This is a genomic window from Kordiimonas lacus, assembly GCF_001550055.1.
Classification (GTDB): domain Bacteria; phylum Pseudomonadota; class Alphaproteobacteria; order Sphingomonadales; family Kordiimonadaceae; genus Kordiimonas; species Kordiimonas lacus.
In genome coordinates this window covers 128249-152071 of sequence record NZ_LRUA01000003.1, presented here as the reverse complement: position 1 = coordinate 152071, position 23823 = coordinate 128249, and the positions used below count along the sequence as shown (strand labels likewise).

The 23823-nt window shown below is 52.1% G+C and carries 17 protein-coding genes; 2 read left to right on the top strand and 15 right to left on the bottom strand.

What is annotated here, in order from left to right:
• Positions 1-494: 494 nt before the first annotated feature.
• The 5 genes from KORLAC_RS04210 to KORLAC_RS04190 all read right to left on the bottom strand — a co-directional run bounded on the left by KORLAC_RS04210 (position 495) and on the right by KORLAC_RS04190 (position 6720).
• A complete protein-coding gene (locus tag KORLAC_RS04210; RefSeq protein WP_068303571.1) occupies positions 495-1253 on the bottom strand; it encodes a substrate-binding periplasmic protein in 759 nt (252 codons plus the stop codon).
• Between the two features lie 177 nt (positions 1254-1430).
• Positions 1431-2732, bottom strand: coding sequence for a DUF1302 family protein (locus tag KORLAC_RS04205; RefSeq protein WP_068303568.1), 1302 nt, complete (start codon positions 2730-2732; stop codon positions 1431-1433).
• 46 nt (positions 2733-2778) lie between these two features.
• Positions 2779-5946 (bottom strand): efflux RND transporter permease subunit, encoded by a 3168-nt coding sequence (locus KORLAC_RS04200; protein ID WP_068303565.1) that lies wholly within the window; start codon positions 5944-5946, stop codon positions 2779-2781.
• 46 nt (positions 5947-5992) lie between these two features.
• Complete coding sequence (locus KORLAC_RS04195; RefSeq protein ID WP_068303562.1) at positions 5993-6202, bottom strand: hypothetical protein; 210 nt, start codon at positions 6200-6202, stop codon at positions 5993-5995.
• Positions 6203-6270: 68 nt separating this feature from the next.
• The gene (locus KORLAC_RS04190; RefSeq protein WP_068303559.1) at positions 6271-6720 is read right to left on the bottom strand and encodes a MarR family winged helix-turn-helix transcriptional regulator; all 450 of its coding nucleotides are present in this window, start codon (positions 6718-6720) and stop codon (positions 6271-6273) included.
• Positions 6721-7078: 358 nt separating this feature from the next.
• Here KORLAC_RS04190 and KORLAC_RS18780 point away from each other — a divergent pair, with 358 nt between their 5' ends.
• Positions 7079-7267 carry a hypothetical protein gene (locus KORLAC_RS18780; protein WP_139167692.1) on the top strand — a complete coding sequence of 63 codons (189 nt, stop codon included), beginning with the start codon at positions 7079-7081 and terminating at the stop codon, positions 7265-7267.
• A 299-nt stretch (positions 7268-7566) separates the two neighbouring features.
• Here the strand turns inward: KORLAC_RS18780 and KORLAC_RS04185 are convergent, their stop codons facing one another.
• From KORLAC_RS04185 to KORLAC_RS04145, 10 genes are all read right to left on the bottom strand, one after another.
• Entirely contained in the window at positions 7567-8829 is a 1263-nt protein-coding gene (locus tag KORLAC_RS04185) for a three-Cys-motif partner protein TcmP (protein ID WP_068303556.1), read from the bottom strand.
• 66 nt (positions 8830-8895) lie between these two features.
• Positions 8896-9684 (bottom strand): DUF5131 family protein, encoded by a 789-nt coding sequence (locus tag KORLAC_RS04180; protein ID WP_068303553.1) that lies wholly within the window; start codon positions 9682-9684, stop codon positions 8896-8898.
• A 527-nt stretch (positions 9685-10211) separates the two neighbouring features.
• The gene (locus KORLAC_RS04175; RefSeq protein WP_068303550.1) at positions 10212-11816 is read right to left on the bottom strand and encodes a Tn7-like element transposition protein TnsE; all 1605 of its coding nucleotides are present in this window, start codon (positions 11814-11816) and stop codon (positions 10212-10214) included.
• The gene (locus KORLAC_RS18630; protein ID WP_074519551.1) at positions 11782-13338 is read right to left on the bottom strand and encodes a TnsD family Tn7-like transposition protein; all 1557 of its coding nucleotides are present in this window, start codon (positions 13336-13338) and stop codon (positions 11782-11784) included. Before KORLAC_RS18630 ends, KORLAC_RS04175 begins: the two co-directional genes overlap by 35 nt.
• A 1-nt stretch (position 13339) precedes the next feature.
• Complete coding sequence (locus KORLAC_RS04170) at positions 13340-14959, bottom strand: ATP-binding protein (RefSeq protein ID WP_068303547.1); 1620 nt, start codon at positions 14957-14959, stop codon at positions 13340-13342.
• The gene (locus KORLAC_RS04165) at positions 14949-17042 is read right to left on the bottom strand and encodes a Mu transposase C-terminal domain-containing protein (RefSeq protein WP_074519550.1); all 2094 of its coding nucleotides are present in this window, start codon (positions 17040-17042) and stop codon (positions 14949-14951) included. Before KORLAC_RS04165 ends, KORLAC_RS04170 begins: the two co-directional genes overlap by 11 nt.
• The gene (locus KORLAC_RS04160) at positions 17029-17850 is read right to left on the bottom strand and encodes a heteromeric transposase endonuclease subunit TnsA (RefSeq protein ID WP_068303543.1); all 822 of its coding nucleotides are present in this window, start codon (positions 17848-17850) and stop codon (positions 17029-17031) included. Before KORLAC_RS04160 ends, KORLAC_RS04165 begins: the two co-directional genes overlap by 14 nt.
• Positions 17851-17969: 119 nt before the next feature.
• Positions 17970-19787: a glutamine--fructose-6-phosphate transaminase (isomerizing) gene (gene glmS, locus KORLAC_RS04155; protein WP_068303540.1), complete on the bottom strand. Its 1818-nt coding sequence runs from the start codon at positions 19785-19787 to the stop codon at positions 17970-17972.
• A 4-nt stretch (positions 19788-19791) separates the two neighbouring features.
• A complete protein-coding gene (gene glmU / locus KORLAC_RS04150; protein WP_068303534.1) occupies positions 19792-21159 on the bottom strand; it encodes a bifunctional UDP-N-acetylglucosamine diphosphorylase/glucosamine-1-phosphate N-acetyltransferase GlmU in 1368 nt (455 codons plus the stop codon).
• Positions 21160-21270: 111 nt separating this feature from the next.
• The gene (locus KORLAC_RS04145) at positions 21271-22296 is read right to left on the bottom strand and encodes a phytanoyl-CoA dioxygenase family protein (protein WP_068303532.1); all 1026 of its coding nucleotides are present in this window, start codon (positions 22294-22296) and stop codon (positions 21271-21273) included.
• Between the two features lie 309 nt (positions 22297-22605).
• Between KORLAC_RS04145 and KORLAC_RS04135 the strand changes: the two genes are divergently transcribed.
• On the top strand, positions 22606-23718 hold the full coding sequence (locus KORLAC_RS04135) for a sensor histidine kinase (RefSeq protein WP_139167691.1): 1113 nt from the start codon (positions 22606-22608) through the stop codon (positions 23716-23718).
• Positions 23719-23823: the final 105 nt, after the last annotated feature.

Genomic DNA, 23823 nt, shown 5'->3' with positions numbered 1-23823 from the left:
TCTTGCACGAATGGGAAGAGTTGCGACTTCACTTTGACAGCAAGGCCCACAGGAGCAACCTGTGGTTTCTTGCGGGAGAACGGTGTGATTTGCGGCAGTTTGATCGTTGAGGGAACCAAGACTATCCCGGACCGTTGCTCCGACAAGACCTGCCCGAACAGAAATCCGCATAAACTTGTTGGAAAAGCCAAGTGACGAAAACAGGAAAAATGGTTCTTGGGAGGACATTCGGTGCTCGGGCGTAATGCCTTGATTGCTTCACTCGTAAGTAATAAGTCCTAACAGTTGGCCAGCGCAGTGTAGGTTTTTGAAGTTGCGGCCTCTATGGGTGGCGGTTGTTGAGGTCTCTATCCTTTCTAAGTAAACTAAAGCGTTCATTTTTTACTGAAATTCAGTGTGTCACCGGTTCAAAAAAGAAGCGATCCAAGTGTCCGGATAGGGTCAGAAAAGGCCATTTGATTTGCGGCTGTGTCAAGGTGCGGTTAGTCAAGTCTCTATCTCGTTTTTGTGTCAGCCATCTTGGCGCCTTGCAGGGCAAACATCGGCAGATATTTGGCCGCCAATGTTTGATACATGTCCTGTTTTTGTAACCTTCTGGTCGCTGCGGCTATCCGCGTTGCGGTGTCCGAGCCACGCAATTGGTTGGACATGTGAAGCCATATTTCTTCATGGCCATAAGGATAGGGCGGGGCGATCTGGTTGCGACCAAGACCCGCTTGGGCAAGGCCAGCGAGGGCCACAATTTCGATGCCAAAAATGGCGCCTACACGGTCATGTTTCAACAGTGTCGCGCTATGGAGATAATCATTGGCCGGGACATAGTTCCTGATGCCGTTCTTTTCGAGGATGGAAGCAAAATAGCCACCTCGCAAAACCGTGATCGTTAAGTTAGGCAGTTGCTTGTGGTCATGCAGTTTAATAACTGATTTGCTGATCAGCGCACTTTTCAGGCTGACGATCTTTTCGATCGGAGCCGCCTTGATGGCGCTGTCACGCAGGAAGAGGGCGACGTCAGCCTCACCTGCTTCAATCAGGAAAATCAGTCTGTTGTAGGATACCATGGTAAGCTGGAGCGGAATGTTGGCTTCTTGCTCAAGGGCGCGAAGATAGTCTACGAAAATACCCTTCAAGTGCCCTTCTTCAATAAAGCCCGCAGGTTGAACGTGATAAACCGGTGCTCGAAGCGGTGTGTCCTTCCCCGCGGCTTGACCGGCAAGGAGGAGGCAAAGCAGTATATATAGGGCAAGCTTCATGGTGTTATCTCCCACTGGAATTTTATCCCCCGAAGATGGTCCTCACCGTCGGCTGCTCCCGTTGTCGGTCGGTCGATTTGCAATGCCTTTGGCCGACTTGAAAATCCATGCGGCATGTACCGGTGCCCAATTTTTAAGGACTGTACTTTAAACATGGAATGTCCTTTCACGATAAATCTAGAAAGCGACTTCGATCCCGGCCGTCAGACGATCGGCCTCACGGAACTGACCAAACAGCCCCCGTTTTTTTCCGTAGAAAATGTCTGCCCCGGCCTTGAGCCGAACATTGCTTTTCCACTCGTAGGTGACGGCGAGCTGTAGGAGCCCGTCGCCGTCGCTTAGGCTTTGGATCAGGAGCGCTTCGGCCGTGAGCGCTTCGTTCATAAAGTTCCGCCGCGCGAGGAAGGTAATGCTGGTATCCACGCTGCCACGTATCATGTCAGGCTCATGGTTTGAGAGAAAGGACTGGAAGACTTGGGCGCTCAGAAACCAGTCTGTGATTCCTGAATAATCAAGCCCAAGCACATAAGAGAAGTCGTTTGATCGCACTACACCATCCAGGTCGCCTATGTCGTCGGTTTGGAAATAACGATTGGTTGCATAGCCCAGTTCACCACGCAGCGTGAAATCGCCAAATACGTTGGAGAAGGTGCCTCCGATCAGATGGCTGCGCATATAATCCTGATGGATTGCGACACCCTCGCCAGTGATGAAGCGGCGCACAACAGGGCGGTCAAAATAGTGATAGGCATAATTGAGAGATAGGTCCCAGCCGTCCAGAAAGGCCGATAGTTTGACGCCCACGTCTGAATCCGAGATGACCTTTGAAGGCTTGTTGGTGCGGGCAAAAGTAATGGGCACGCCTACTGGTGCCTGCGGCACCATAAGGGGCGATGTAAAAGCGAATGTGCTGCCTTGATCAGGGATATCATCATAGGTGGTGTCCGGGATCCACACCAGTTGCAGTGTCAGCTCTCCAATGGGGATCTCGGCATTCACGGACCAAAGAGGGATGCGGCTGTCCTCGAACTCCGGCAGGATGAATTCGCGGAAGGATTGAGGGTTCAAAATGTCCAGCACCTTGAGACCATCAGCTTGGCCCCAGACGATCTGTTGCTTTCCAAGCCGCAGGTAACTGCTGCCGATTTCGGTGTCGATATAGGCTTCGCGGATCTCTGCGTCCAGTTGATCGCCAAGGAAAAGCCGATCGTTGAAGGTTGTGCGACTGAAGTTCGAGGGCGCACCTGGTTCGAGGCGGTCCTTCAGGTCGCCACGCAATCGGCCGATCAGGGTGAAACGCATGGTCGGGCTGATATCGAAGCTGAGTTCCGGCGTTAAGGAGAATTGGCTTGTCTGCAGTTCGGTACCCTTGAAAGCCAGTGCCGTATGGGTTTCGAAAATCCCCGAGAACTCCAGATTGTCAAAAAGTTCGGCTCGCGCCGGCAGGGCGGCGCCCACGATAATCGCGGACGCTGCCATGAGATGTCGATATGAAGGGGGCGTGGGGAGGAACATGTCGACACTCCTATTTTCCGCGCTTCAGACTGCGCTGCTCGAACATTTTTTCGGCAACTTCGTTCTTATAATCCACGTCGGAGAAGGTGAAGTTGGTCTGGTGCCCTGTCTTGTGGTTCTCCACCATGATTGAATGGGTGGTCCAAATACCATCCACCTGATGGATATCCTTATTGTGGATGGTCTTCAGCGGGTTGCCATTTATGTCCCACATCTCAACCTTGCGGCTCATCATGATGGTGGGATCGATACGCCACAGCACACGGCCATAGCCTAGTTCTTTGGCGATATCGTCCGAGACCGGGACACCTTCAACGAGAACAGTTTCAAAACCATCTACTGTCTCGGCGCCTAGGGTATTGAAGCTATAGTCCTCTGCCGCGACCTTGCTTTCCTTTTTAATGTCTTCATAGGAAAGGTCGGTGCCAAGGAAATAGTCCCCCCGATCGGACGCCGATATACGCCTGATTTTCCTCAGTGCCGGCAGATACAGCCACTGGTCGTCGTCGCGGCCGGCTTCAGGATAGTCGTAAGTTAGAAAGCCGGTGCCTTTGACGCTGGATGGTGCAAGATAAAACAGCACAGTGCGTTTCTCCGTGTCAAAATAGCGGCGATATCCGATGGTATCACGGGTACGGGTCTTCCCACGTTTGTCGATCAGTTCCATCTTCAGATTGCGGCTTACCCATTGGCCCTCATCACGGGCGTTGACAGAGGCAATAAGCGCATCTGCATCGGGCAGCACATCATCGGCGTCGGCACCCTCGCCTACAAGCAACCAGGTGGCAAGTGTCGCGGCCACGAGTGTGCTTGCGGTGGCGCCCACCAGCCTGCGCTTGTTGTTGGCGTCAACTTCAGTAAACAAAAAGGCTGGGCGCAACACTTTGCCCAATACTGGCAGGATCGTGAGACCTGCGAGGAAACTGGCGCTGACAGCGGTCATTACGAGGAAGCCAAAGCGGATCAAGGGTGGCACTTCGCTCGTTGTCAGGACGGCGAAGCCGAGACCAAGCGCCGCGAAGTTGAAGAAGAGGGCGCGACCCGTTGAGGGGAATAGGTCGGCCATGCGGTCGTCATAGCTGCCGGTACGTGTCATGATAAGCTCCTTCATTCTGTCGAGGGTGTGAATGGCAAAGTCGATCCCAAGCCCGATGGCGATGGCGGCAAACATGCTGGTGCCCACCCCAAGCCAAATGGTTGAGAAGCCCATCACCGCGTAAACAAGCAGCAGGGCCATTACGACTGGGATCAGGGAGAACAGGCCGGCGATGAATGAGCGGAACACCAAAACGGCCGCGATGAAAACAAAGAGCAGCGAAAGTGTGAGGCTTTTGACATGATTATCGGAAATGGTCTTGAGCCATTTGTGATTGACCGCCACCCGACCCGATAGGTTGGCCTTGATCTCGTTTGTATTGAACTCTTGGTCCACATAGGACTGAATCTGCGGCACAATTTTGGTCAATAGCTGATAGTCAGCTGTGGGCAGGTTGAAGCGCACGTTAGCCCGCTGATAGTCATAATCCACCTCTTCCTCGAAATCGGTCGGATCGCCGGAGGCGCTATAGAGGAAGAATAGTTGGGCCACTAGGTCTGGATCATCGGGGATCGAATAGTAGGCCTGCTGGTTTTCGTTCACGGCCTTGTGCATCTGTTTGATATAATCAACTACCGATGTAGACCCCTGAACTGCGGGGATGCTTTCCACGTAGGCTTGCAGCGCCTCGATCCGCTTCAAGTGGCGGGGTTGATACAGCGCCTCAACCTCGGTGGTCTCAATTGCGACGTCCAGGAAATAGGTGCCGTCCATGCGCTGGTTGATGGCCTTATCGGCGATATAGAGCGGTTCATCGATCTGGAAGTTTTCGATTTGGGCTTCTTGGACTAAAACCTTGGAGGTGCCTGCCACACCAAGGATGGCAATCAACAGCGTTACTGCCAGCGTCAGTTTGGGTGACTTGAGGGCTGCCCCGCCAATGCGCTTTAGGGATTCACCATAACGGTCATTCGTGTTGGCACCGGTAAAGAGTTTGCTGGGTTTGAGCTTAAAATACGTGATGGCTGCGGGCAAAAACGTCATGGAATAAACCCAGGCAGCGGCAACACCGACGGCGGCGAAAAGGCCGAAATATTTCATCGGAGGCATTTCTGCGCCCAGCCATAACCCGACAAAGCCTGCGATGGTTGTGATACTGGTCAGTGTCACCGGCTTCCACATTTTGCCCATGGCGCGTACGGCAACTTCCTGCCGGCTTGCATCCGGCATCCGCACGCGCTCTTCATAAACTTGGCTCAGGATATGGATGCTATCGGCGACGGCAATGCCGATCAGGATGGTCGCCAAGCCATTGGTAATGACGTAGAAGGAGATGTCGAAAGCTGCCATGAAACCGAAAGCCGCTGCCACGGTCCCCATCACTATGACGTTGGGTAAAAGGGTGCCCGCGATTGTGCGGAAGGCAACAAAGAGCACCAGCGTGATAACGATGCCTGCGAGTGGATTGAGGGTTTTGGCGTCATTGTCGATATAGGTCGCCAGATAGCCGGAGATGGCTCCTTCGCCCGCAACGTGAATGTCACCCCCTACCTTGGGCATGTCGGCCACGAGCTTCATGATCTCTCTATAAGTGTCCTTGGCTATTTCCTGGTCGATCAGTTCAGCGACGATAAGCGTGGTGCTGCCATCGCGGGATACAAGCGACCCTTGATAAAGGGGGAAATCCTCAACAGCTGCTTTGATGCGATCGGCGTGTGCTTGGGTGTTGGGAAAGGGATCAAAAAGGTCCGTGACTTCCATGCCGTCAAAGGTGCCGACAATGTTGCTTTCGGTGGCCAAACTGGTGACTCTGTCGGGGTCGACGTTTGCAAGCTTCGAGACTGTCTCGGTAATTTCAGCGACGAGGCTCAAGCTTTCTGGCGTAAAAACACCGTTTTCGCCGTTATTGATGACAGCCACAACGATCGGATCTTCAAGGCCGAATGTTTTGCGAACATGTTCACGGTAGATTAATACGGGGTCGTCCTTCGCGATAAAAGCGTCAGAGCTTGTATCCTTGTGGATTTGCGGCACAAACGAGCCAATGGCGGCAATTGTCAGCAGGCTGAGAATTAGTACGGTTTTTGGCCAGTTGGTCAGCCAGGTGAAAAAGGCTTCTGTTTTTGGAAGGTGGGGGATCATAGGTCATCTCTACATTAGTGTAATTACACTTATTGGCGCAAATGGATCATCGGGATGTGACCCGTGTTTCATCTACCTTCAATTGCTCTTCGATCCTCTTTACACGGGTTCGCAATGTACTGATCTCGCCAATGAGCGCGGCCTGTTGATCATATTCAAACGCTTCCGCCAAAGTATTGAACCAAGTTTTTGCCTTAACAAAGAAGCTGCCAGGGTCGGTGCCTGGCCTTGGACTTAGTCGTGATTCGTTTGTCATTGTCTTGCTCCTTGTGTGTATATACACTATTTAGCACCGATCATGCCCTTGGATAGAATTTCAGCTACTCAGCCTACGGCGCCAAGCGCCTCCAATCCGTCGTGAACTATTTTCCAGGTGTTTGCACCTAGTTCAATTCTGAGTGAATCCTGCGCCTGATGCCAGATAGGGAGGGCCTCCTCCAGTACATTCAGTCCTTTGTCGGTGATTTCGGCTGAGCGCGCTCGACGAAAGCCTTCCGATGAAATGCTGATCAGTCCGTCACGCTCAAGCGGCTTGAGATTGCGGATCAGCGTGGTACGTTCCATGCCCATCTTGTCGGCCAGCTCCGTGAGAGTGACTGCGTCAACGAGCGAGATTACGGATAGCATTGTAAACTGATTGCCTTTGATGCCGATGGGCTTCAACGCTTCATCATAGCGGCGCGTGATGATGCGCGTTGCCTTTCGTAGCTTCTGGCACGCGCATTGTCCGGCTACATCTTGTTTGAGTTTTTCTATGATTTTTGATTTCTTCATAATGTGTATATACACTATATCGTAAAAATGTCAATGCTGAGTGGTTAATATTTTTCGGTCCGAAGTGCTTCAGGCACCCAACCCTGTGTTGAAATGGCTCTGCTTCACAGATGTCTCCCTCAGGCGAATACAAGACACGCTGGTAGAGTATTATTCCTTTTGCAAGAATGACCGCTTTGGGTCAGAAGGGAATGTTTAGCTGGTTGAGTTAAATTGGCCGGATAGAGATCTCATAGCAGACAATTGTGGTTCCGTCTTTCTGCCTTATGCTAGAACACTGCTAGCTAATGGCGCTGCTTTGGTGGCAGAATAAAAGCCTTGTTTTCAACGATTGCCTTACTGTGTTAAATATAGCCTTATGGCCAATCTGCACAGCATCTCGGTTTCGATTAATTCGGCTTTATTAGTTGAAGCAACAACTGTTGCTAAGGCTCGCAAAATCAGTATGAACCAATTGATTGAAGAAGCCCTGGAAGCACTTCTTGAGCGGGAAGATGACGCTTTCGTCAGAGAACTCATCGAAAAGTTAAAAAAGACCCAGAAATAGAGGTAACCCTTGAGGAGTTGGTTGCAGGAATATCGGATGCCAACATGCACCGTAGCAACGATTAACCTAAAGCCTTTGGTGGCACTGCGGCTTCGGAATATGGTCCTTCGAGCGTGGCACCTATTTGTCTCAGTTGGGTAAGAAGGGAATGTTTGAGGCGATGGGGCTAAATGTCCACTTTCGGTCAGCAGAAACAACAACGTCGGAAGGTGAAGGTGTGCATCTCAATGGTGTACTAGCAATTTGATGGTGTTTGTGTGTACACCTGCTTATTGCGATCTAGATGGCAGCTAGCACGGCTATTTAGCCTTTCTCTTGTATTCAAGACCAAAAGTTTGAAAGAAGCTAGTCTGGCGATCGAGTTGAATAATGTCAGATGTTTTAATTGTATTCGGCTTTCTCCGTTCACCACCACTTTCGGTTAGGACTTTCACATCTGGATTCTCGATCATCATTGCATTGATGTCTTGGCTATGAGCGGCAGTGGTGTTGTAAGCTGCTGCGTAGAAATGTTCTACTTCCATTACATCACCACATTTTTCGATCAAACGTGGGATGTCATCGTACAGTTGATCCCGTGCTTGAGCCCTTGCGCTTTCGTCAAACAAATATAGTGAACCATCTTCTCTGGCCGGATCATAGGCCAGCATATTTAGGCCAGCACGGCCGAAGTGTGCCTGATGGGAACAGTTGTCATGGAGGACATCATTATACACCTGTCTTGCTTTGGTTCGGTTCGCAAAATGCATGAGCCAATATCGCCAGCCGTCGGGATTATGAATGGAGAACGGGCTCACATACTTCGCGCAGCCGCGTAGTATGTTAAACAAGGATTTTTCTGTGCGGGCAAGCCATTCCATTTTGTTGATCAAGTCGCCGTTTTCTATCGCCAATTGCAGATCTTCGAGCGCGTCAAAGCCATTTAGATGCACTTGGTTCTTCGTCTTATCTGCGGAAAGATAAGCTCGGAAAGCTTCAATGGCGAAAGTGAAGAACACCTCAACAGAATCGCTTAGGCTTAGAAGGCTTGTAATCGTTCGAATAGAAACCTTGGAGTGACCGCATTGATCCAAATTAAACAACAGGTTGCTGTGTTCGGCGTCATTGATGAGAGCCAATATTTCCGGCATCGCGTCTTCAAATTTTTGATTTATATGGGCAATATTGAGATGCAGATTTGGGTGGTTCTCAATGATCTCTGCATGCCTAGGTGCGCAGATGGCTTTTAATTGTTCATGGGCGCCTTGGTTTGCATCATTGAGAATTAGGAGGCAGTCGATCTCGATCGTTTTAAACCCCTGATTAGCTCGATATAAGTTCATTTCCTCCAGGGTATTTCTAAGTACTTCCATGAAAATAATTGGAGACCCTGGTGCTCCACAAAGGTATTCGCCGCCACCCGCAAAACCATCCACAATGGCTAGGCGAAATACTGACTGTTGGGGGTGGGGGCAGCGAGCAAGAATATATCTTCGAAAGTAGTCTCTTAGGACGGCATGTTTTTTCTTGGAATGGGGTTCAAGGACAGCACCGCCTGTCCAGTCATATACTTTTTCTGCCACGTCGAGCTACCACTAAGATGCTAATAGGAATCTAATCTAGCGGCAACGATATCATCTTAGGTGCAATTATACACCTAAAAGTGTTTCTTTTTGTTCCGGCATTTCATCCCATGTTCTTCCACGATACTCTCTGCCATTGGCTTTTTTGGAGCGTTTCTTGTTGTCCTTGCCCCAAGTTCCCCACTGCTTAAAGAAGAACGCGGTGTCGTAAACGCTGCACTGATCGTAAATTTCGTCTATCCATTCTTCTCTGATTGGGCGGGCATTTCGTCCACTTTCCCCGCCAACGATTGCCCATTGGATGTTGGAAAGATTTACCTCGCCGACGCGACCGATTAATGGCTCAAACGATATGAATCGGATTGCTGCAGGTACATGCCTGAGGTGATCAACCCGCCCGACTACATGCTCGTCTTCGACACTCGTACCGAGCCATACGTTGGAGAGGACCTTACTTCCAAGATTATCCAATACCGAAAGCATGCGTTCAGGGCGTTTTGTAAGAATCTGATAGTTGTGGTGCGGCGTTTCTTCCATGACCTGCCAAACCTCGCGGATAAAGCCTTCATCCACTTGATCGTGGAATAGATCGCTCATGGAATTGACAAAGATCTTTCTAGGCTTTTTCCATTTGTAGGGAATTTCCAGTGCAGCCGTATCTGTTCGCACAACACCGTTCCAAATTACTCGTTTCCCTGATTTTCGGGTAAGGCCTTCGTATTTTGATACATGCATGGCTTCAAGACGTTTTGCCATTTGCATAGCATAACAATTCGTGCATCCAGCCGACATGATTGAGCAGCCTGCAACGGGATTCCAAGTGGCGTCCGTCCATTCGATCTCTGTCTCGGCCATGTCCATCTCCTATGTATTGTTTCCACCTTAATTCAACAGGTGGTCAACAACTGTCAGTAGTGTGTCTACACCCCCAGCTGTTTCTTTGAAAGTCCTTAAAAGCACATATCATCATCACCATTAGTGCTAGAAATATTCATAATAATCCATTATTATTCATATTTATGCAACAAGAATCCGCAGAAATTAGCCGTTTTTTGGCGAAAAACAGGCTTTCACAGGGGGAGTTGGCCAAGAGGGCTGGAGTGAGCCAATCAACGGTGTGTCGGTGCCTAAATGAGGAGCCTCATAGGCATGGCGCAGCGCGTGCAAAATTGTTGGCCTATGTCGAAGAACAAAGGCAGGTGAGCGAAATGCCAAGATCAACAGATGATCTAGCGGGGATCATGGAGGTTGTTGCAAAGGTGTGGGACGGCACACACTCGCATGCGCAATTGATTGTCGATGTTGTTAGTGCCTTATCAGGTGTCAAACAAACAACCAAAAGCTAGGACTTTCAACGCATTCTACTGAAGCATCCAAACACGCTAGGTTGCTTTGGCCCAGAACAGCATTCGGTCTCGCCAATGCAAAAGCTCATCTTGTTCAATATATCCAATAGCTTTGCATTTGGGATGAGGAACACTTTGATTGTAGGTGCAAATCTCATCAAGGTGTTTTGAGGGCCATGTTAGCGACTTCTTGATCAGTTGGGTTAGGATTGACTGTATCGCCGGGGCGAATTCCTGCTCGCGACCGAATTCCAATACCTTTGTGGCTAGAGCAGTTTTACCGTCGCTGGTGTCTACTTCTAGGATATGTCGAATCCGTCCATCGGGTAAGTGGACGATTACGTGCATATAGTGCCTTTTAGAGCCATCCATCATTAGATGTGAGCTACAGCGTGGAAGTTGGGGTACGGCGCGAATGTCGCTCGAGACAACATCCAGTCCCTCTGGTGAGTGGAGCAGGTCGACCAGCTTTTTGAACATTGCGAACCTCTCTTCGAGCTCAGAATAGTCGATCTCTGTGTTCAACTGCGAAAAATCACTTTGTGGTAAAGTGCCAAGAATACCACTTTCGGCTATGCTACCGACGATAGGATGTGCTCCCAAGCCGTCATCTTGGCTTGATCCTCCAACTTTTCGGGAGCTGGGGCCTGTCTTTTTGGTTTGAATTCGGCGTTTGAAGTTGAAGCCAACCACGGGAGTTTGAGCGATATAATGATGGTTGAAAGCTGAAGGCTCGAATTCATCTTCAAGTTCTAGGTCTTCGACAGGTGGGCTGGAAATGCCGAAACCTGGCTTGTTGCCCCCCTCTCCAGGGATAGGGGAGCTCGTGTCGGAAAAGTGCACCTCGCCTTCGATCTTGTGATCAAGATTGCTGAACCCGGAAATGTCATAGACAAAGAACGCTTTGCGTTCTTCATTGAAATGGCCGAAGGCATGTATTTTGGTATCGGTCAAATCTGGCGGGTTAAAGTCGAAAACCCATCTAGCATATTTTTCATCAACGATCTGGTTTGCTAATCTGTTTGCTGCGATCGAACCAAAAGATGTTCTGACATTTTCATTCAATAGCAGCCAAGCCAGATGAACCCGATAGTCCTGGCGCGCGAAATAGTATTTTGGGAAATTGGCCCCCGGAAGCATATGAATCTCTATATTCCCGTCGTCCAGTTTTTTTGCATGGAACGAGCCATTCAGCCCCTCAGGCTGTAAGGAAAGGTGCGCGAGATAGGAGGAGGGGAAAAATAATGAACGTGCTAGTTCCAAAGACGGCAACCAGACTGTAAGTCCATATGCTTGAAAGCGATAACATGTTTGCTTGTGATGTTCTGCGCGGGTCGATTTTCTTGGGAAGAGAGGGAAATCATCGACGGTAGTTCGTTGCCACGTGCTGGTCGGTGGTAATGCAAATGTCTTTCTAAAACCACTTGATTCAAATTTGGGGGTTGCTTTCTTGTCATAGCGTTTGCGCAGGGCGAGAACGGACATCATGCCAAAGTCGAACCGCTTGTTTGCCTCAATGCCTTCAACTAAGTATTGAGCTGCAATCTTCCAACTATCCTCTGCTTCCTTTCGCCTAAAACAGTTTCCCAAGTGGCGTAGTTGGGAATTATTGGGGATGCTTCGGATTGTCGTTCTGCCCACATGCGGCTCCGTTTAGTGACGCCAAAAAACGCTCTGTAGAAGATCTGATACTTGTAGGGCTTATCCCTGCTCGTCTTACGACGCGCCATCGAGATTCCGGAAGGCCCAAGGTTTTCAGCTCTTCGATTGCACATTTACAACGCCTGATTTGATAATCCGCAACCGATTCCGATATCTCGGTTAGCAGGTGGTCGCATAACGGCAGTTTCTCTAGGTTTTTCGAGATGGATGCGCGATGCGGTAATTGGTTGATCAGCCAGGTTCGGGTGCGTCTGTAAGGCTTCGAGTCGCCCTTGTTGGCAATGCTTCGAAGTTTGCGGCTGAGAGCCATGTCGCGCTTCCGCCAATTCACTTTGGGTGATATCTCGCGGTGTTTCAGCCGATATTGCTTGTTGATAGCAAGAAGCCACTGGCGATCATTACGGTACAGCCAAGCATATGTGGCGGCCATTCCTGATTGGTTTTCACGTATCCACTTTGTACCTTGATGTTTAAAGCGTGTTAGTGCCTGTTGCCAGTGGTCTCGGTAGGAGGCAATGGCGGGGACTGCAACGGTAGGTGTACGTTTCTGGCAAACGGAAACCTCAGGCTGACGCGGTAGGCTTGAGACGCGCCTGAGGATCTCCGCAGCAGGCACGCTAGGCGCTAAAGCGGCCCAAACAGTTAGATGTTGAGCAAGTGAGAACGATTTTCGGTGCTTGCGAAATAAGGAAGGTAGCCAGCTAAACATCTTCGCGACGACATCTTGCTCGCAGCCATTCCACGCGCGCCATAGCCCCTGATACAGGTCACGGTGGAGAACATGAGTGCCGCGTGTGAAGCCGTGTGAGGCGGCTAGATCGTGATAAAACCTAGACCATTGGTAGTAGGTAGGCGATGGCCTTGGTGGTAGAGCCATTAGCTGGTTTGCAAGGTTACAAACAGCTTTCTCCATTTTGTGCGTGGTGTTCGCTTCGCCTTGTTGAGGACTGGCTGTACATAAAGATGGTGTGGCCGGAATAAAACGATGACGCTCTGTCGGACGAAAGCGGACGTCAGTATCGATCAAAGGACCATGAAGGGCACATACATTCACACCAGCTACGTGCCAGGATCGTGGCCAATAATACTCGCCATAGCATATTTGTTGAGTGGTTAAGCAAACCGGACAATACCGCATACGAGTTGGCGGCTTAACCATCGATGCAGCGATGCCGAGCTCCAGATGCTGTGCACCGCCTCTATTGCTACGCATATGAGACATTGCGATATTTCGCCGTTCATCCGGTACGAATGGAGCGTATAAGGGGAACAATGTGTGTCGGTAGATGAGATTTTCGATAGAAATATCCCATAGGTGCATAGCATTCGCAAGAAACGCATCTAAGTGGGAAGGTAGGTCCACCGTTGCCACAACAGTTCTGCAATTGAACAAAATATCCAGGCACTGCTTGGGACTAACTATGCCAGTATGAACGGCATAGCGGGCAAAGATGCTGTAAAGCAGCTCATCTGGATGTGGTATGGGAAAATAGTGGAGCATTTTATGCGCTCCTCAGTAATCCTTCTTTCAGGTTTAGCGTAAAGCCCGCCATTTCTGCGCACTCATAAAAGCTGTTGTTAGCCTTGGTCGAGTGGATATGCCGCAGGTCATCAGCCGGTAATGTCGGCCAATCTCGTTCCGATGTATATTTTTTTGACTTGCCCTTTTGGGGCTTGTCCGCTTCCAACATTCGGCTCGTGGCTAAATGAACAAGTGTATGTATCGGCAGGTCTGGTTCATCTGTCAGAACTTCATCTGCCAAAGGTACGGCGATATCATGTTCCATTCCCATGGCACACAATACATTTACCAACTTGGAATTCGTATCGTTGTCGGAATCTGGTGTAGTTGGTTTCCGCGAGGCAAAAATGTTAATGTCTTGGCTGACCGTAAGAATTTTGGCCGTCACATCGGGCATTCTGAGGTCGCCGTATTTGAGGATCAGCTCAGGCTTACCGCTTCGCAATGCATCTAACATCGGATGCACGGGGATCAATTCGTCATCATAAACTTGCTTGAGCAAGGCAGGGGTAATTTGTTCTGCACCGGTCATAATGGCTCTGTGCTGTGCAAGCGCGAACAGTTTTACAACGATATCAACCACACCCTGTGAGAGGTCATAGAGTTGATCACTAATGTCGGAAGCCTTATGCGGTATCTGTCGCAACCATTGAAAACGCCATAGGCGCTTGACGAAGGCGCGCCACTGTCTGTCGTTAGGCATCCGGTCCCAAAGCAGGCTGCCGAAACCAGCAGCTCTCCTGGCTGAGCGGAGGTCATTCTCAAAAAATCTTCTGGCCCAAGGTGTGCCCACCATGATGACAGGTACCCCGATTGTATTGACCATTGTGACTACAAAGTTCAGCATCTTCTCAATGCCGCCAGACTTGGCAATCTTGAGATGCTGTAGCTCATCTATGATCAGTACTCCGATCGCATGCAAGCTGGCAACTTGCGCCATCCGGGCTAGCATGACGTCAATGCTAAGCCTTTTGTTTCCATACCGATTGGCGTAGTCGGTGCCGAGTATTCCATCGATTTCCCTGAAAAAGCTGAAACAAAGGCTTTTGAGCGTGCCATCATGCGGGCAGTCAAGTTTCAGATAGGGAATCTGAGTGATGTTGTAATCCTGATGAAAGATCGCCTTAGGATATGTTCTTTGTATGACCTCTAAGGCTGTGCTTTTGCCGCATCCTGAACATCCGATAAAAGCAAGGCTTTGTGCTGTGGAGGCCGCCGACTGAAAAGTAAATGCGCCTAAGTCACCTTGGATCAGTCGTTCATAACCGTTCTGGAGGTGCTCATAATAGTCGCCAGTGTTTGGATTCCTGCCCTTATAGCCCACGCGCATCAACAGGGATATTTTGCTTTCGAGCGCAACGTGGACAGATAGCGGCTGGAAAAAATCATGCAGAAGGCGGGCTACTGCATGCACGCGGATCGAGTTTGGAAGTGTCTTTTCCTCATCGTGAATGACCGGAAATTTTTCCAACGTTTCGCGCAAGTCCTGTGGCTCTAAAATTGGAGGTAGAGCGGAAATGAGTGGATTGTTCCGGTATTCTTCGAGGCCTGGGTCGCCGTAAACGGCATTGACGATATTTCCCATGTTCCTATTCGTCATCCGCGTCCTCCCCAAATAAGGTCTCCACCATATCAGGGAAACGGTAGTCCCCGGAAGCCTGGTCCGTCCGGAACGGCACAACTTCGCCTTTAGTGGGCTTGGCTTGTTTCTTAGGGGCAAAAGCAGTTGTTGAACGCTCCTTTTCTTTCTCGGCTTCTCTGTTTTCACCGATGTGCCGAACTCGGGCAGCCTTGGATTCACCAATGGCTTTTGGCTTCTTGGCCTCTGCTTCGCGTGCGATTTGTTCAATCGTTGCGTCAAGATCAGCTTCGCTCATGTTGGCGTCCGCTTTTGCTTTGGCCTGTGTTTTTCGTTCAGCTCTCTGCTTTCGCCAGACCTCCCAAAAGCTCATGTCTCGATACCGTCGGCTACGATCCGACAGGTCACAGACCCAATAGTTTGTTGGATTACCGTTAGGCAAGAAATAGACTTGGTCAGCGCGTCTCGGGTCATAGGAAACTGTTATGCTACTTGGGCGCCCGGTTTCGATCCGGTGGAACCAGCCGGCAGCCACAGCCTCTTTGCAAGTGTAAAATATGCCAAACAGCTTGATGCCTAGATTGGAGATGGTTGCGCGTTTCCTGGGTAATAGGCTGAGCTCAATGGTCTCGTGAGGGAAGCTCCTCAGTCGCCCGGTCTTGTTGGCCAAGCCCCAATTCCAGAGTTCGATTGGAATGGACGGCAGATCATCTGGCATATCGATGTCCCGGTCATACTCTTCTAGAACCCTATTTTGATTATGCCACAGAACTGAATGAAGGATCATTCTGGTGAAATCCTCAATTGATAGGGTGGCATCAAGGCGGTAGTCCTTACCTCCGCGCTTCTTGACCTTTGTTCCAGTTACGACGCCTTCAACATACGGCTTGAATTGTTCTTGGATGGTTCTGAAATAGCGTTCAACGATTCCTTTTGCGTCACCGCGGTAGGCCGAAGCGTTTTCGATGCGAACATTGAATTGAGACACTAGGGCTTCAACTTGGTGTCCGAGTAATTCGCCCCGGTCCGCAAGGATCGCGTCTGGGATGCCGATGGATGGCCACTGCGCATTTTCAATTTCAATATCAAAGCGCTTGCAGTATTCGACCTTGTTTTCGGCCGCATTCGCTAGAGCCTGCATGGCGCTAGCATAGGATGGTCCCTCGAAACCAATATAAATCCCAACAACTAGACGACTGAAAACATCAATAATGACGTACACAACAGGGCGCCCGACAATGCGTTTCCGATTGGCTGCCGATACAAGATAGACATCGGCAATCGTTGCGTCGATTTGGAACCTTGAGCCTGGTCCTAGCGTTTCTGCTGCCGAGGTGCTATGAAGTGGTCGAATATCCTTATCGTAAATTGGCTTCGGAGTTCGTTTGATGATTGCCTCTACCGGTTTGTATTCTCTGCGATAGAAATGTCCTAATTGTCGGTAGGTAGGGGCCTCTTCGGATGGCACCGGACCAAAGCTCTTTTTGTAGAGTGTGAGGAGCTTGAGATAGGCTTTCTTCAGCGTTCTGCCTTTTTTATTCAGAAATGCTTCTTCAATCGCAATTCTAAAAAGGCGCTCTACATCTGGGGTCACGACACAGCCAACACCTGCCAGATTGACGCGTGGGCGGCCCAGCTTTTGCCGCTGCGTTCGCTTTTTCCCTGCTGCGCCTGATTTATGATAGTCGGGGAGCAAGGCATTCTTTGTCATCCCGCGCTGCCAGTATCGCCTAAGGAGGCGGTAAACGGTTTGTTTGGTTGTTTTATGCTTTTCCACTGTTTGAGAGATCAGCGCCCCTCTTGATTTCGGGCTTAGAACAGCCGCATCATTGGCAATTTCCGAGATGATCCCCCATCCGCGGTTTCTGATTTCCTCCGCCCTTGAACCAGATTCAACTACAGCCATAGTCAAAGCCAGATAGGGGTCAGTTGTTACCTCGGCGTCCTCCGCAGCTATCTGGCGCAAAAGGCGTTCGGGATTATCGTGAAGAGTAGGAAAGGCCTTAGGGTCGTTGATGTCGATAAGGTATGTGGCTTGTGGTGAAGACCAGAGAACACGGTGCTGGGTACCTTCAATATCTATGATCTGGTTAACTTGCAGCATCGAAAGCCTCCATCGTCGAGATGGAATGATTTTGTGTTATGTCGCTGGCTGCCAGTGATTGGTATGGTGTATTGATATCGAAAAGGAAGTATCTGCGACCAAGCAAGTGTCTCAACCAATAGAGGGCCTCCCCGGGTTCTAATCCTTCATCCAGATCAATCTTTGGCGCGATAGTAACCAGTCGTTCTTCGGGCAATGCGTGGATGTAATCTTCATAGAGCGAGCAGAAGCGATGTAGTTCATCAAGCTCGACGTTGTCATTCAGTATGGGACTGAACCATTCGATATTCTTGGCGGCATCCCGACTGATATCGTTTTCAGTGACAATGAACCAGGGTATGCCCTTTGAAAGCCAATATCGTCGTTCCAGCTCAAGCTTTTCGATTGTACGTTTGTCCTCTAGATCCTTTGTGTATTTTATTTGGAGTGCCAATTGGGGACGGTCAGTTTCAACTGTATCTACAAGGAAGTCTGATGTCATGACTTGGTTGACGCCTTTGAAGGCTGCGTGACGTATGCCGGCTTCCTCAGCGATGCGTACTGTTTCATCGGTGTTTAGGGGGAACTGCTCCCTGATGTCAGTTGTTGCCTTCGACCAATCGAGGGTCAGGAATACGGCGAGTTCGAGATCAGAAAGTAAGTGATGGATGCGTTGTGTTTTGAACCCGAAAACACGATGCGATCGACCCAGAGAGGACACATCGCGTACGGTCAAGAAGGGTTTGTAGTCCTGCAGACTACCTTGCCCTCGACCTTCCTTCAGGCGCGTTTCGATTTGTTTTGCCGTTAATCCACCGAAAGATGACATCGCATCATACTCCCCTGATCAGGCCGTAGTATGATACTTTATTGTCGAGTGTGATACTTTATTGTTCGGTATGATACTTTATTGTCCGATTACACCGCTGGCGTCCTTGAGGTCCGTCATTATTCCACCGTAACGGACTTGGCCAGGTTGCGTGGCTGGTCCACGTCCGTGCCCTTTTCAACGGCGGCATAGTAAGCCAGCAGTTGAACCGGAATGGCATAAAGGATCGGTGTAACCAGTTCGCCCGCGGACGGCATCTCAAGCCGGGCGAACATGCCTTCAGCTTCGCTTTCCGCATTGTCGGACAGCAGGATCACTTTGCCCTGTCGCGCCATGATTTCCTGCAGGTTCGACACTGTCTTGTCGATCAGCTCGTCGTTGGGCGCGATGCCGATCACCGGCACATTTTCGTCAATCAGCGCGATCGGGCCATGCTTCAGCTCGCCCGCGGCATAGCCTTCGGCGTGGATATAGCTGATTTCCTTCAGCTTCAGTGCACCTTCCATGGCGATAGGGAAATGGATGCCTCGGCCCACGAACAATACATCGCGGGCAGGGGCAATCGCGCGGGCGATTTCCTGTATCGCGTCGTCATGCGCCAACACACGGGCCATCAGCTTTGGTGCGGTTTCCAGTTCTTCAACGAAGGCGGCTTCCTGCGCGGCGTCGATCTGGCCTTTTGCGGCAGCAAGGTCAACCGCAAGCGCTGCCAGAACGCTGAGTTGGCAGGTGAAGGCTTTGGTGCTGGCCACGCCGATTTCGGCGCCAGCGTGGATCGGCAGAACCACATCCGCTTCCCGCGCCATGGTCGACCCCATCACATTGACGATGGTTGCCACGCGCTGGCCGGCCGCCTTGGCGTGCCTCAGCGCCGCCAGCGTGTCTGCCGTTTCGCCCGACTGGGATATGAAGATGGCCAGCCCGCCGTCCATATAAACCGGCTCGCGGTAGCGGAACTCGCTGGCGATATCCACTTCAACCGGCACGCGGGCGAGCTTTTCGATCCAGTAGCGCGCCACAAGGGCCGCATAATAACTGGTGCCGCAGGCCACGAGGGTCACTTTCGGGACAGTTGCCAGCTCAAAAGGCATCTCTGGCAGGCGCACCTTGCCAGCCACGGGGTCCAGATAGCGTCCGAGCGCCTGGGCGACCACGGTTGGCTGCTCGAAAATCTCTTTCTGCATGAAGTGGCGGTGGTTGCCCTTGTCCACCATGGTAGCAGCCACCTGGCTGATGGTGGTCAGGCGGTCAACCGGTGTGCCGTCAGCATCAAACACCTGCACGCTTGTGTGGGTCAGTTCCGCCCAGTCGCCTTCCTCGAGGTAAATCAGCTTGTTCGACAGGCTGGCGAGCGCCATGGCGTCAGAGCCCAGATAATTTTCGCCGTCGCCAAAACCAACCACCAGTGGGCTGCCTTCGCGGGCGCCGAACATCAGGTCGTCTTCGCCCTTTATCAGCACGCACAGGGCGAAAGCGCCAACAAGGCGGCTGAGGGTTTTCTGGAAAGCGGCGCGGGGGGGCATGCCTTCATCCAGGTAGGCCGTCAGCAGGCGGGCCACAACCTCGGTGTCAGTCTCACCTTCAAACGTCACGCCTTTGGTCAGCAGCTCTTCCTTGAGCGGCCTGAAGTTCTCAATAATGCCGTTGTGGACAATCGCCACACGGCCGGTCATGTGCGGGTGCGCATTGGCTTCGGTGGGTTCGCCGTGGGTGGCCCAGCGAGTGTGGCCTATGCCGTTGTTGCCTGAAAGCGGATGGGCGTCGATGACGGCCCGAAGCTCACTCAGCTTCCCGGGCGCGCGGCGGCGGTCGAGCGTGCCGCCCTCAACTGTGGCGATGCCCGCACTGTCATAGCCACGGTACTCAAGCCGGGCCAGACTTTCAAGAATGCGTGGGACAGCGGGGGTGGCCCCCAAAATTCCAACAATGCCACACATAGTCTCAGGATCCCTTCTTGTTCTTGCTTGCCGCTTTCTTAGCGGCCTGTTCTTCGCGGAACCTGGCGGCAAAGCCCGCCTTGCCCATCTGTTTGCCGCGCCCAACGGCAAGGGCATCGGCGTCTACGTCTTTGGTGATCACGCTGCCAGCGCCCACCATGGCGCCATCACCAATGCTTACTGGCGCAACCAGTGCGGTGTTGGAGCCAATGAACGCCCCCGCGCCAATGGTGGTCTGAAATTTCAGGAAGCCATCATAATTGCAGGTGATGGTGCCTGCGCCAATATTGGCGTCTGCGCCGATCGTCGCATCGCCGATATAGCTCAGGTGGCTCACCTTTACGCCCTTGTCCAGCGTGGCTTTCTTGACTTCCACAAAGTTGCCGATCTTGGCGCCTTCGCCGATGTCGGCAGCGGGGCGGAGGCGCGCGAACGGTCCAACGGTTGCGCCTTTGCGTACGGTCGCGCCTTCAAGGTGGCTGTATGCTTTGATGGTGACGCCGTCTTCAACCGTCACGCCGGGGCCAAAGAACACGCCGGGTTCAACGGTGACGTCCTGGCCGAGAACGGTATCAAAACTGAAGTAGGTGGTCTCCGGATCAATCAGGGTTACCCCGGCGGCCATGGCTTCCTCGCGTTTCGCATCCTGGAAGCAGACTTCGGCCAGCGCCAGGTCAGCCCGGCTGTTGACGCCCAGCACGTCTTCTTCGTCCGCCTCGACCACTGCGATGGTGCGGCCCGCCTTGCGCGCCACGGCCACAAGGTCTGTCAGATAATATTCGCCCGCAGCATTCTTGTTCGACAATTGGTCCAGCCAGCCAAACAGGGCGCTGCCGTCAATCAGCATCATGCCGCTATTGCAAAGCGTGATGGCACGTTCTTCCTCGCTGGCGTCCTTATATTCGACGATACGCTCCAGCGTGCCGCCGTCATCCAGCACCAAGCGGCCATATTGGCCAGCATCTGCGGGTGTGAACCCCAGCACCACAAGCCCTGTGTTGGCGTCGCGCGTGCGGGCTTCAATCATGGCAGTCATCACATCCAGCGGCACAAAGGGTACGTCGCCATAAAGCACCAGCACGTCACCAGAGTGGCCTTCCAGTGCATCGCGTGCGACCATCACCGCGTGGCCGGTGCCTTGTTGTTCCACTTGCGTAACGATCTCGCAGCCTTTCACAGCCGCTTCGACTTGCTCGCGCCCGGCGCCCACCACCAGAATTGTCCGGCTGGGCTCCAGGTCACCCACTGTTGCAAGCAAATGATGCAGCATGGGGCGCCCACCCACCGGATGCAGCACCTTGTGCAGATCCGACTTCATGCGGGTTCCTTTACCTGCGGCCAGAACAAGGACAGCTAGGTCTTTATGTGGCATAGAAAAACATCCCCCTGATGCCCGTTTGCGTGAAGCATAACGGCAGATACCTGATTTCTAAACAGAATTCAGGCCTTTTTTTGAAACTTGTATGTTCAACTGTGGCGGGTCTTAGTCCAGCATGTCCTGAGCGTCAATCAAGTGCCAGCTGGCACGGCTGTTTTTGGCTTCGGCGACCTTGTCTTTGTGGCACCAGAAGCGGTGCAGGATGGCGTGCTCGATCCGCAAGCGTGCCTTCAGTCCCAGGCCGGGTAGGATAGAGAACGGGTTGTGGCGGCTGTAGGCCCATAGTTCAATCCGGCTGGCGCCATCCTTGGCCTGGCCACGACCGTGGAATCCGTTGGTGTTGGCGATCACCAGCGTGCCTGCCTTGGCGGTCAGCCCTTCAGGTGCGGGCAAGCCCATGGCTTCCAGGTCCTCGGGACCTGCCCGAAAAGAGCCTTTTTCGGAATAACCGTCCGCGATGTGTGCAGCCACGCGGGACCGCTGGTATTCCCATTTGAATCGTTTCCACGTCAGCCGGTTTGACCCGCGCACATAGGTGAAAGGCCCGTCTTCGGTCTTTACATCCTCCAGGAACAGCCAGGCCTTCATGGTGGGGTGGAAGGTATCTGAATGCATGGTCTTCTGTGGGTCGGCCTTGCCGCTACGGAAGCCGTTCCTGATGCGCTGAATATAGAGGATCGGGCGGATCGCCGTGGCGCCGCCATACGCCAGCAGGTCCAGAAAGCGCTTGTTCCCGGAAACAGCGGCAAGGGCAGGGCGGCCATTGAGTGCGTCATCATCCAGCAAAATGCGCTGGGTGGCAGTGTTGCCCTGGGTCATTTGCCGTACTTCGCCGCTGTAGCCCTTGATTTCAGCCCGGAGTGCGTCAAGCGTGTCCATGTCCAGGAAATCCGGCACTACGCAGAAGCCGTCGCGCTGGAACGCGCGGCGCAGCTCGCGCGGCATCTTGTGAGCCAGCATCAGCCAGCGCAGGTGGGCAGCCACGCGCGCCAGCAACACCCGCAGCATATGAAGGCCAAGTGTATTCAGAATCCGCGATCCAATCACGGGGTTCGCCTTGAACGACTTGCCCTGGGTTGCAAGCGCAAGCACCCAGACAGGCCACATGTGTATTTTAAAGGCGCGCCGCATGTGTTTCCCCCAACTGCCTTTTGCCGGATTGCCCGCTATCTTTATCGCCTTGGGCCCGCCTAATCAATTGAAAGCATGCCCGCAAGTGCTGTCGCCCTTTGGTAACATTGGGATGGAATATTGTGGCCTGGCAGGAAAGGGGCTTGAAGGTAATAGTTGCCGAACGCACCCCGGCGATCTATTAACAGATAGAAGGCCTTATTGGCTTTTCGAGATGGTGTCCCGGAATAGGCAGGTTGCCGATGGCAGTCTGGACTGTGGGGCGAAACAGTGCCCGAGAGGGCTATTCCTTGCCGTTGGGGGGCATGAGTGGGAATAGTGCACGCTGATCTTCTGATTTTCCTGGGCATCACCATGGTGCCCCTGATGTTGCTTGCCAAAGTCAGGCGGCTCAAGGGCCTTGACCGTGGCCTGAAGATGATCCTGCTTGGTTCTTCCATCCTCAGTATTGCAGCGCTTGTCGATTACCTTGAGGAAACCACTCTCAAGCCGCTCATGGATGCCATGGCCGGCAAGGATACCTGGAACCTGATGGTTGCGGCTTTTGGCTATGTGCCGGGTATCTTCCTGATGGCGCTTGGCCTGTCGCGCTGGTTCAAGATCTCTTTGCTCTGGGAAGAAGAGGTGCGGCGCCGCAAGAAGGCGGAAGCCGATCTGCTGCAGCGTACACAGGAATTGCAGCGCGCTGTTGAAGATGCAGAGCGCGCCAATCGCGCCAAGACCGAATTTCTGGCCAAGATGAGCCACGAGCTCAGAACGCCGCTGAATGCCATCATCGGGTTTTCCGAAGTGATGAACCTCCAGATTTTTGGACGACTGGGGGAAGAGCGCTACCAGGAATACAGCCACTTGATTAACCGCAGCGGCAAGCTTCTCCTTGATATCATCAGCGATATTTTAGACCTCGCAAAAGTGGAAGCTGGCAAGCTTGAACTGGACGAGGAAGAATTCTGCCTCGGCGAACTGGTGGATGAATGCCTGCCGATTGTCGAGTTCAATGCCCGGGAAAAAGGCCTGCAGCTAATTCCAGAAGTAGCCAGAGAACTTCACATCTGGGCGGACCGACGGATCGTCAAGCAGATGATGCTGAACCTTTTGTCGAACGCTATCAAGTTCACACCCGCAGGCGGCACCATTACTGCCGGCTGCATTGTTCTGCCTGACAACAGCTACGCCATTATCGTGAATGATACCGGCGAAGGTATGAGCCAGGAAGAAATCTCCACAGCGCTGGAGCCTTTCGGTCAGATTGAAAGCGTGTTGACGCGGTCCCACGAAGGTACGGGCCTTGGCTTGTCGCTTGTGCGTACCTTCATCCAATTGCATGGCGGGGATATTTTCATCGAAAGCCAGAAGGGCGTTGGCACCAATATCTGCCTGAAGTTCCCGAAAGACCGGATGGTTACCAAAGCCGCAGAATAACCGTCAGGGGTTTTCGCGATGCGCCTGGTTCTGGGGGCTGGCTGGACAGGCTACTATTCCTGGTTTATAAGTGATCTCCGGGGGTTGTGCTGGGGGCGCGCGATG

What these genes read in the sequence shown, in the direction of transcription:
- KORLAC_RS04180 (WP_068303553.1), bottom strand. Translation starts at nt 9,684, where the DNA reads ATGGCCGAGACAGAGATCGAATGGACGGACGCCACTTGGAATCCCGTT.
- KORLAC_RS18630 (WP_074519551.1), bottom strand. Translation starts at nt 13,338, where the DNA reads ATGCTCCACTATTTTCCCATACCACATCCAGATGAGCTGCTTTACAGC.
- KORLAC_RS04160 (WP_068303543.1), bottom strand. Translation starts at nt 17,850, where the DNA reads ATGTCATCTTTCGGTGGATTAACGGCAAAACAAATCGAAACGCGCCTG.
- KORLAC_RS04170 (WP_068303547.1), bottom strand. Translation starts at nt 14,959, where the DNA reads ATGACGAATAGGAACATGGGAAATATCGTCAATGCCGTTTACGGCGAC.
- KORLAC_RS04205 (WP_068303568.1), bottom strand. Translation starts at nt 2,732, where the DNA reads ATGGCAGCGTCCGCGATTATCGTGGGCGCCGCCCTGCCGGCGCGAGCC.
- KORLAC_RS04145 (WP_068303532.1), bottom strand. Translation starts at nt 22,296, where the DNA reads ATGCGGCGCGCCTTTAAAATACACATGTGGCCTGTCTGGGTGCTTGCG.
- KORLAC_RS04165 (WP_074519550.1), bottom strand. Translation starts at nt 17,042, where the DNA reads ATGCTGCAAGTTAACCAGATCATAGATATTGAAGGTACCCAGCACCGT.
- KORLAC_RS18780 (WP_139167692.1), top strand. Translation starts at nt 7,079, where the DNA reads ATGGCCAATCTGCACAGCATCTCGGTTTCGATTAATTCGGCTTTATTA.
- glmS (WP_068303540.1), bottom strand. Translation starts at nt 19,787, where the DNA reads ATGTGTGGCATTGTTGGAATTTTGGGGGCCACCCCCGCTGTCCCACGC.
- KORLAC_RS04195 (WP_068303562.1), bottom strand. Translation starts at nt 6,202, where the DNA reads ATGACAAACGAATCACGACTAAGTCCAAGGCCAGGCACCGACCCTGGC.
- KORLAC_RS04190 (WP_068303559.1), bottom strand. Translation starts at nt 6,720, where the DNA reads ATGAAGAAATCAAAAATCATAGAAAAACTCAAACAAGATGTAGCCGGA.
- glmU (WP_068303534.1), bottom strand. Translation starts at nt 21,159, where the DNA reads ATGCCACATAAAGACCTAGCTGTCCTTGTTCTGGCCGCAGGTAAAGGA.
- KORLAC_RS04200 (WP_068303565.1), bottom strand. Translation starts at nt 5,946, where the DNA reads ATGATCCCCCACCTTCCAAAAACAGAAGCCTTTTTCACCTGGCTGACC.
- KORLAC_RS04210 (WP_068303571.1), bottom strand. Translation starts at nt 1,253, where the DNA reads ATGAAGCTTGCCCTATATATACTGCTTTGCCTCCTCCTTGCCGGTCAA.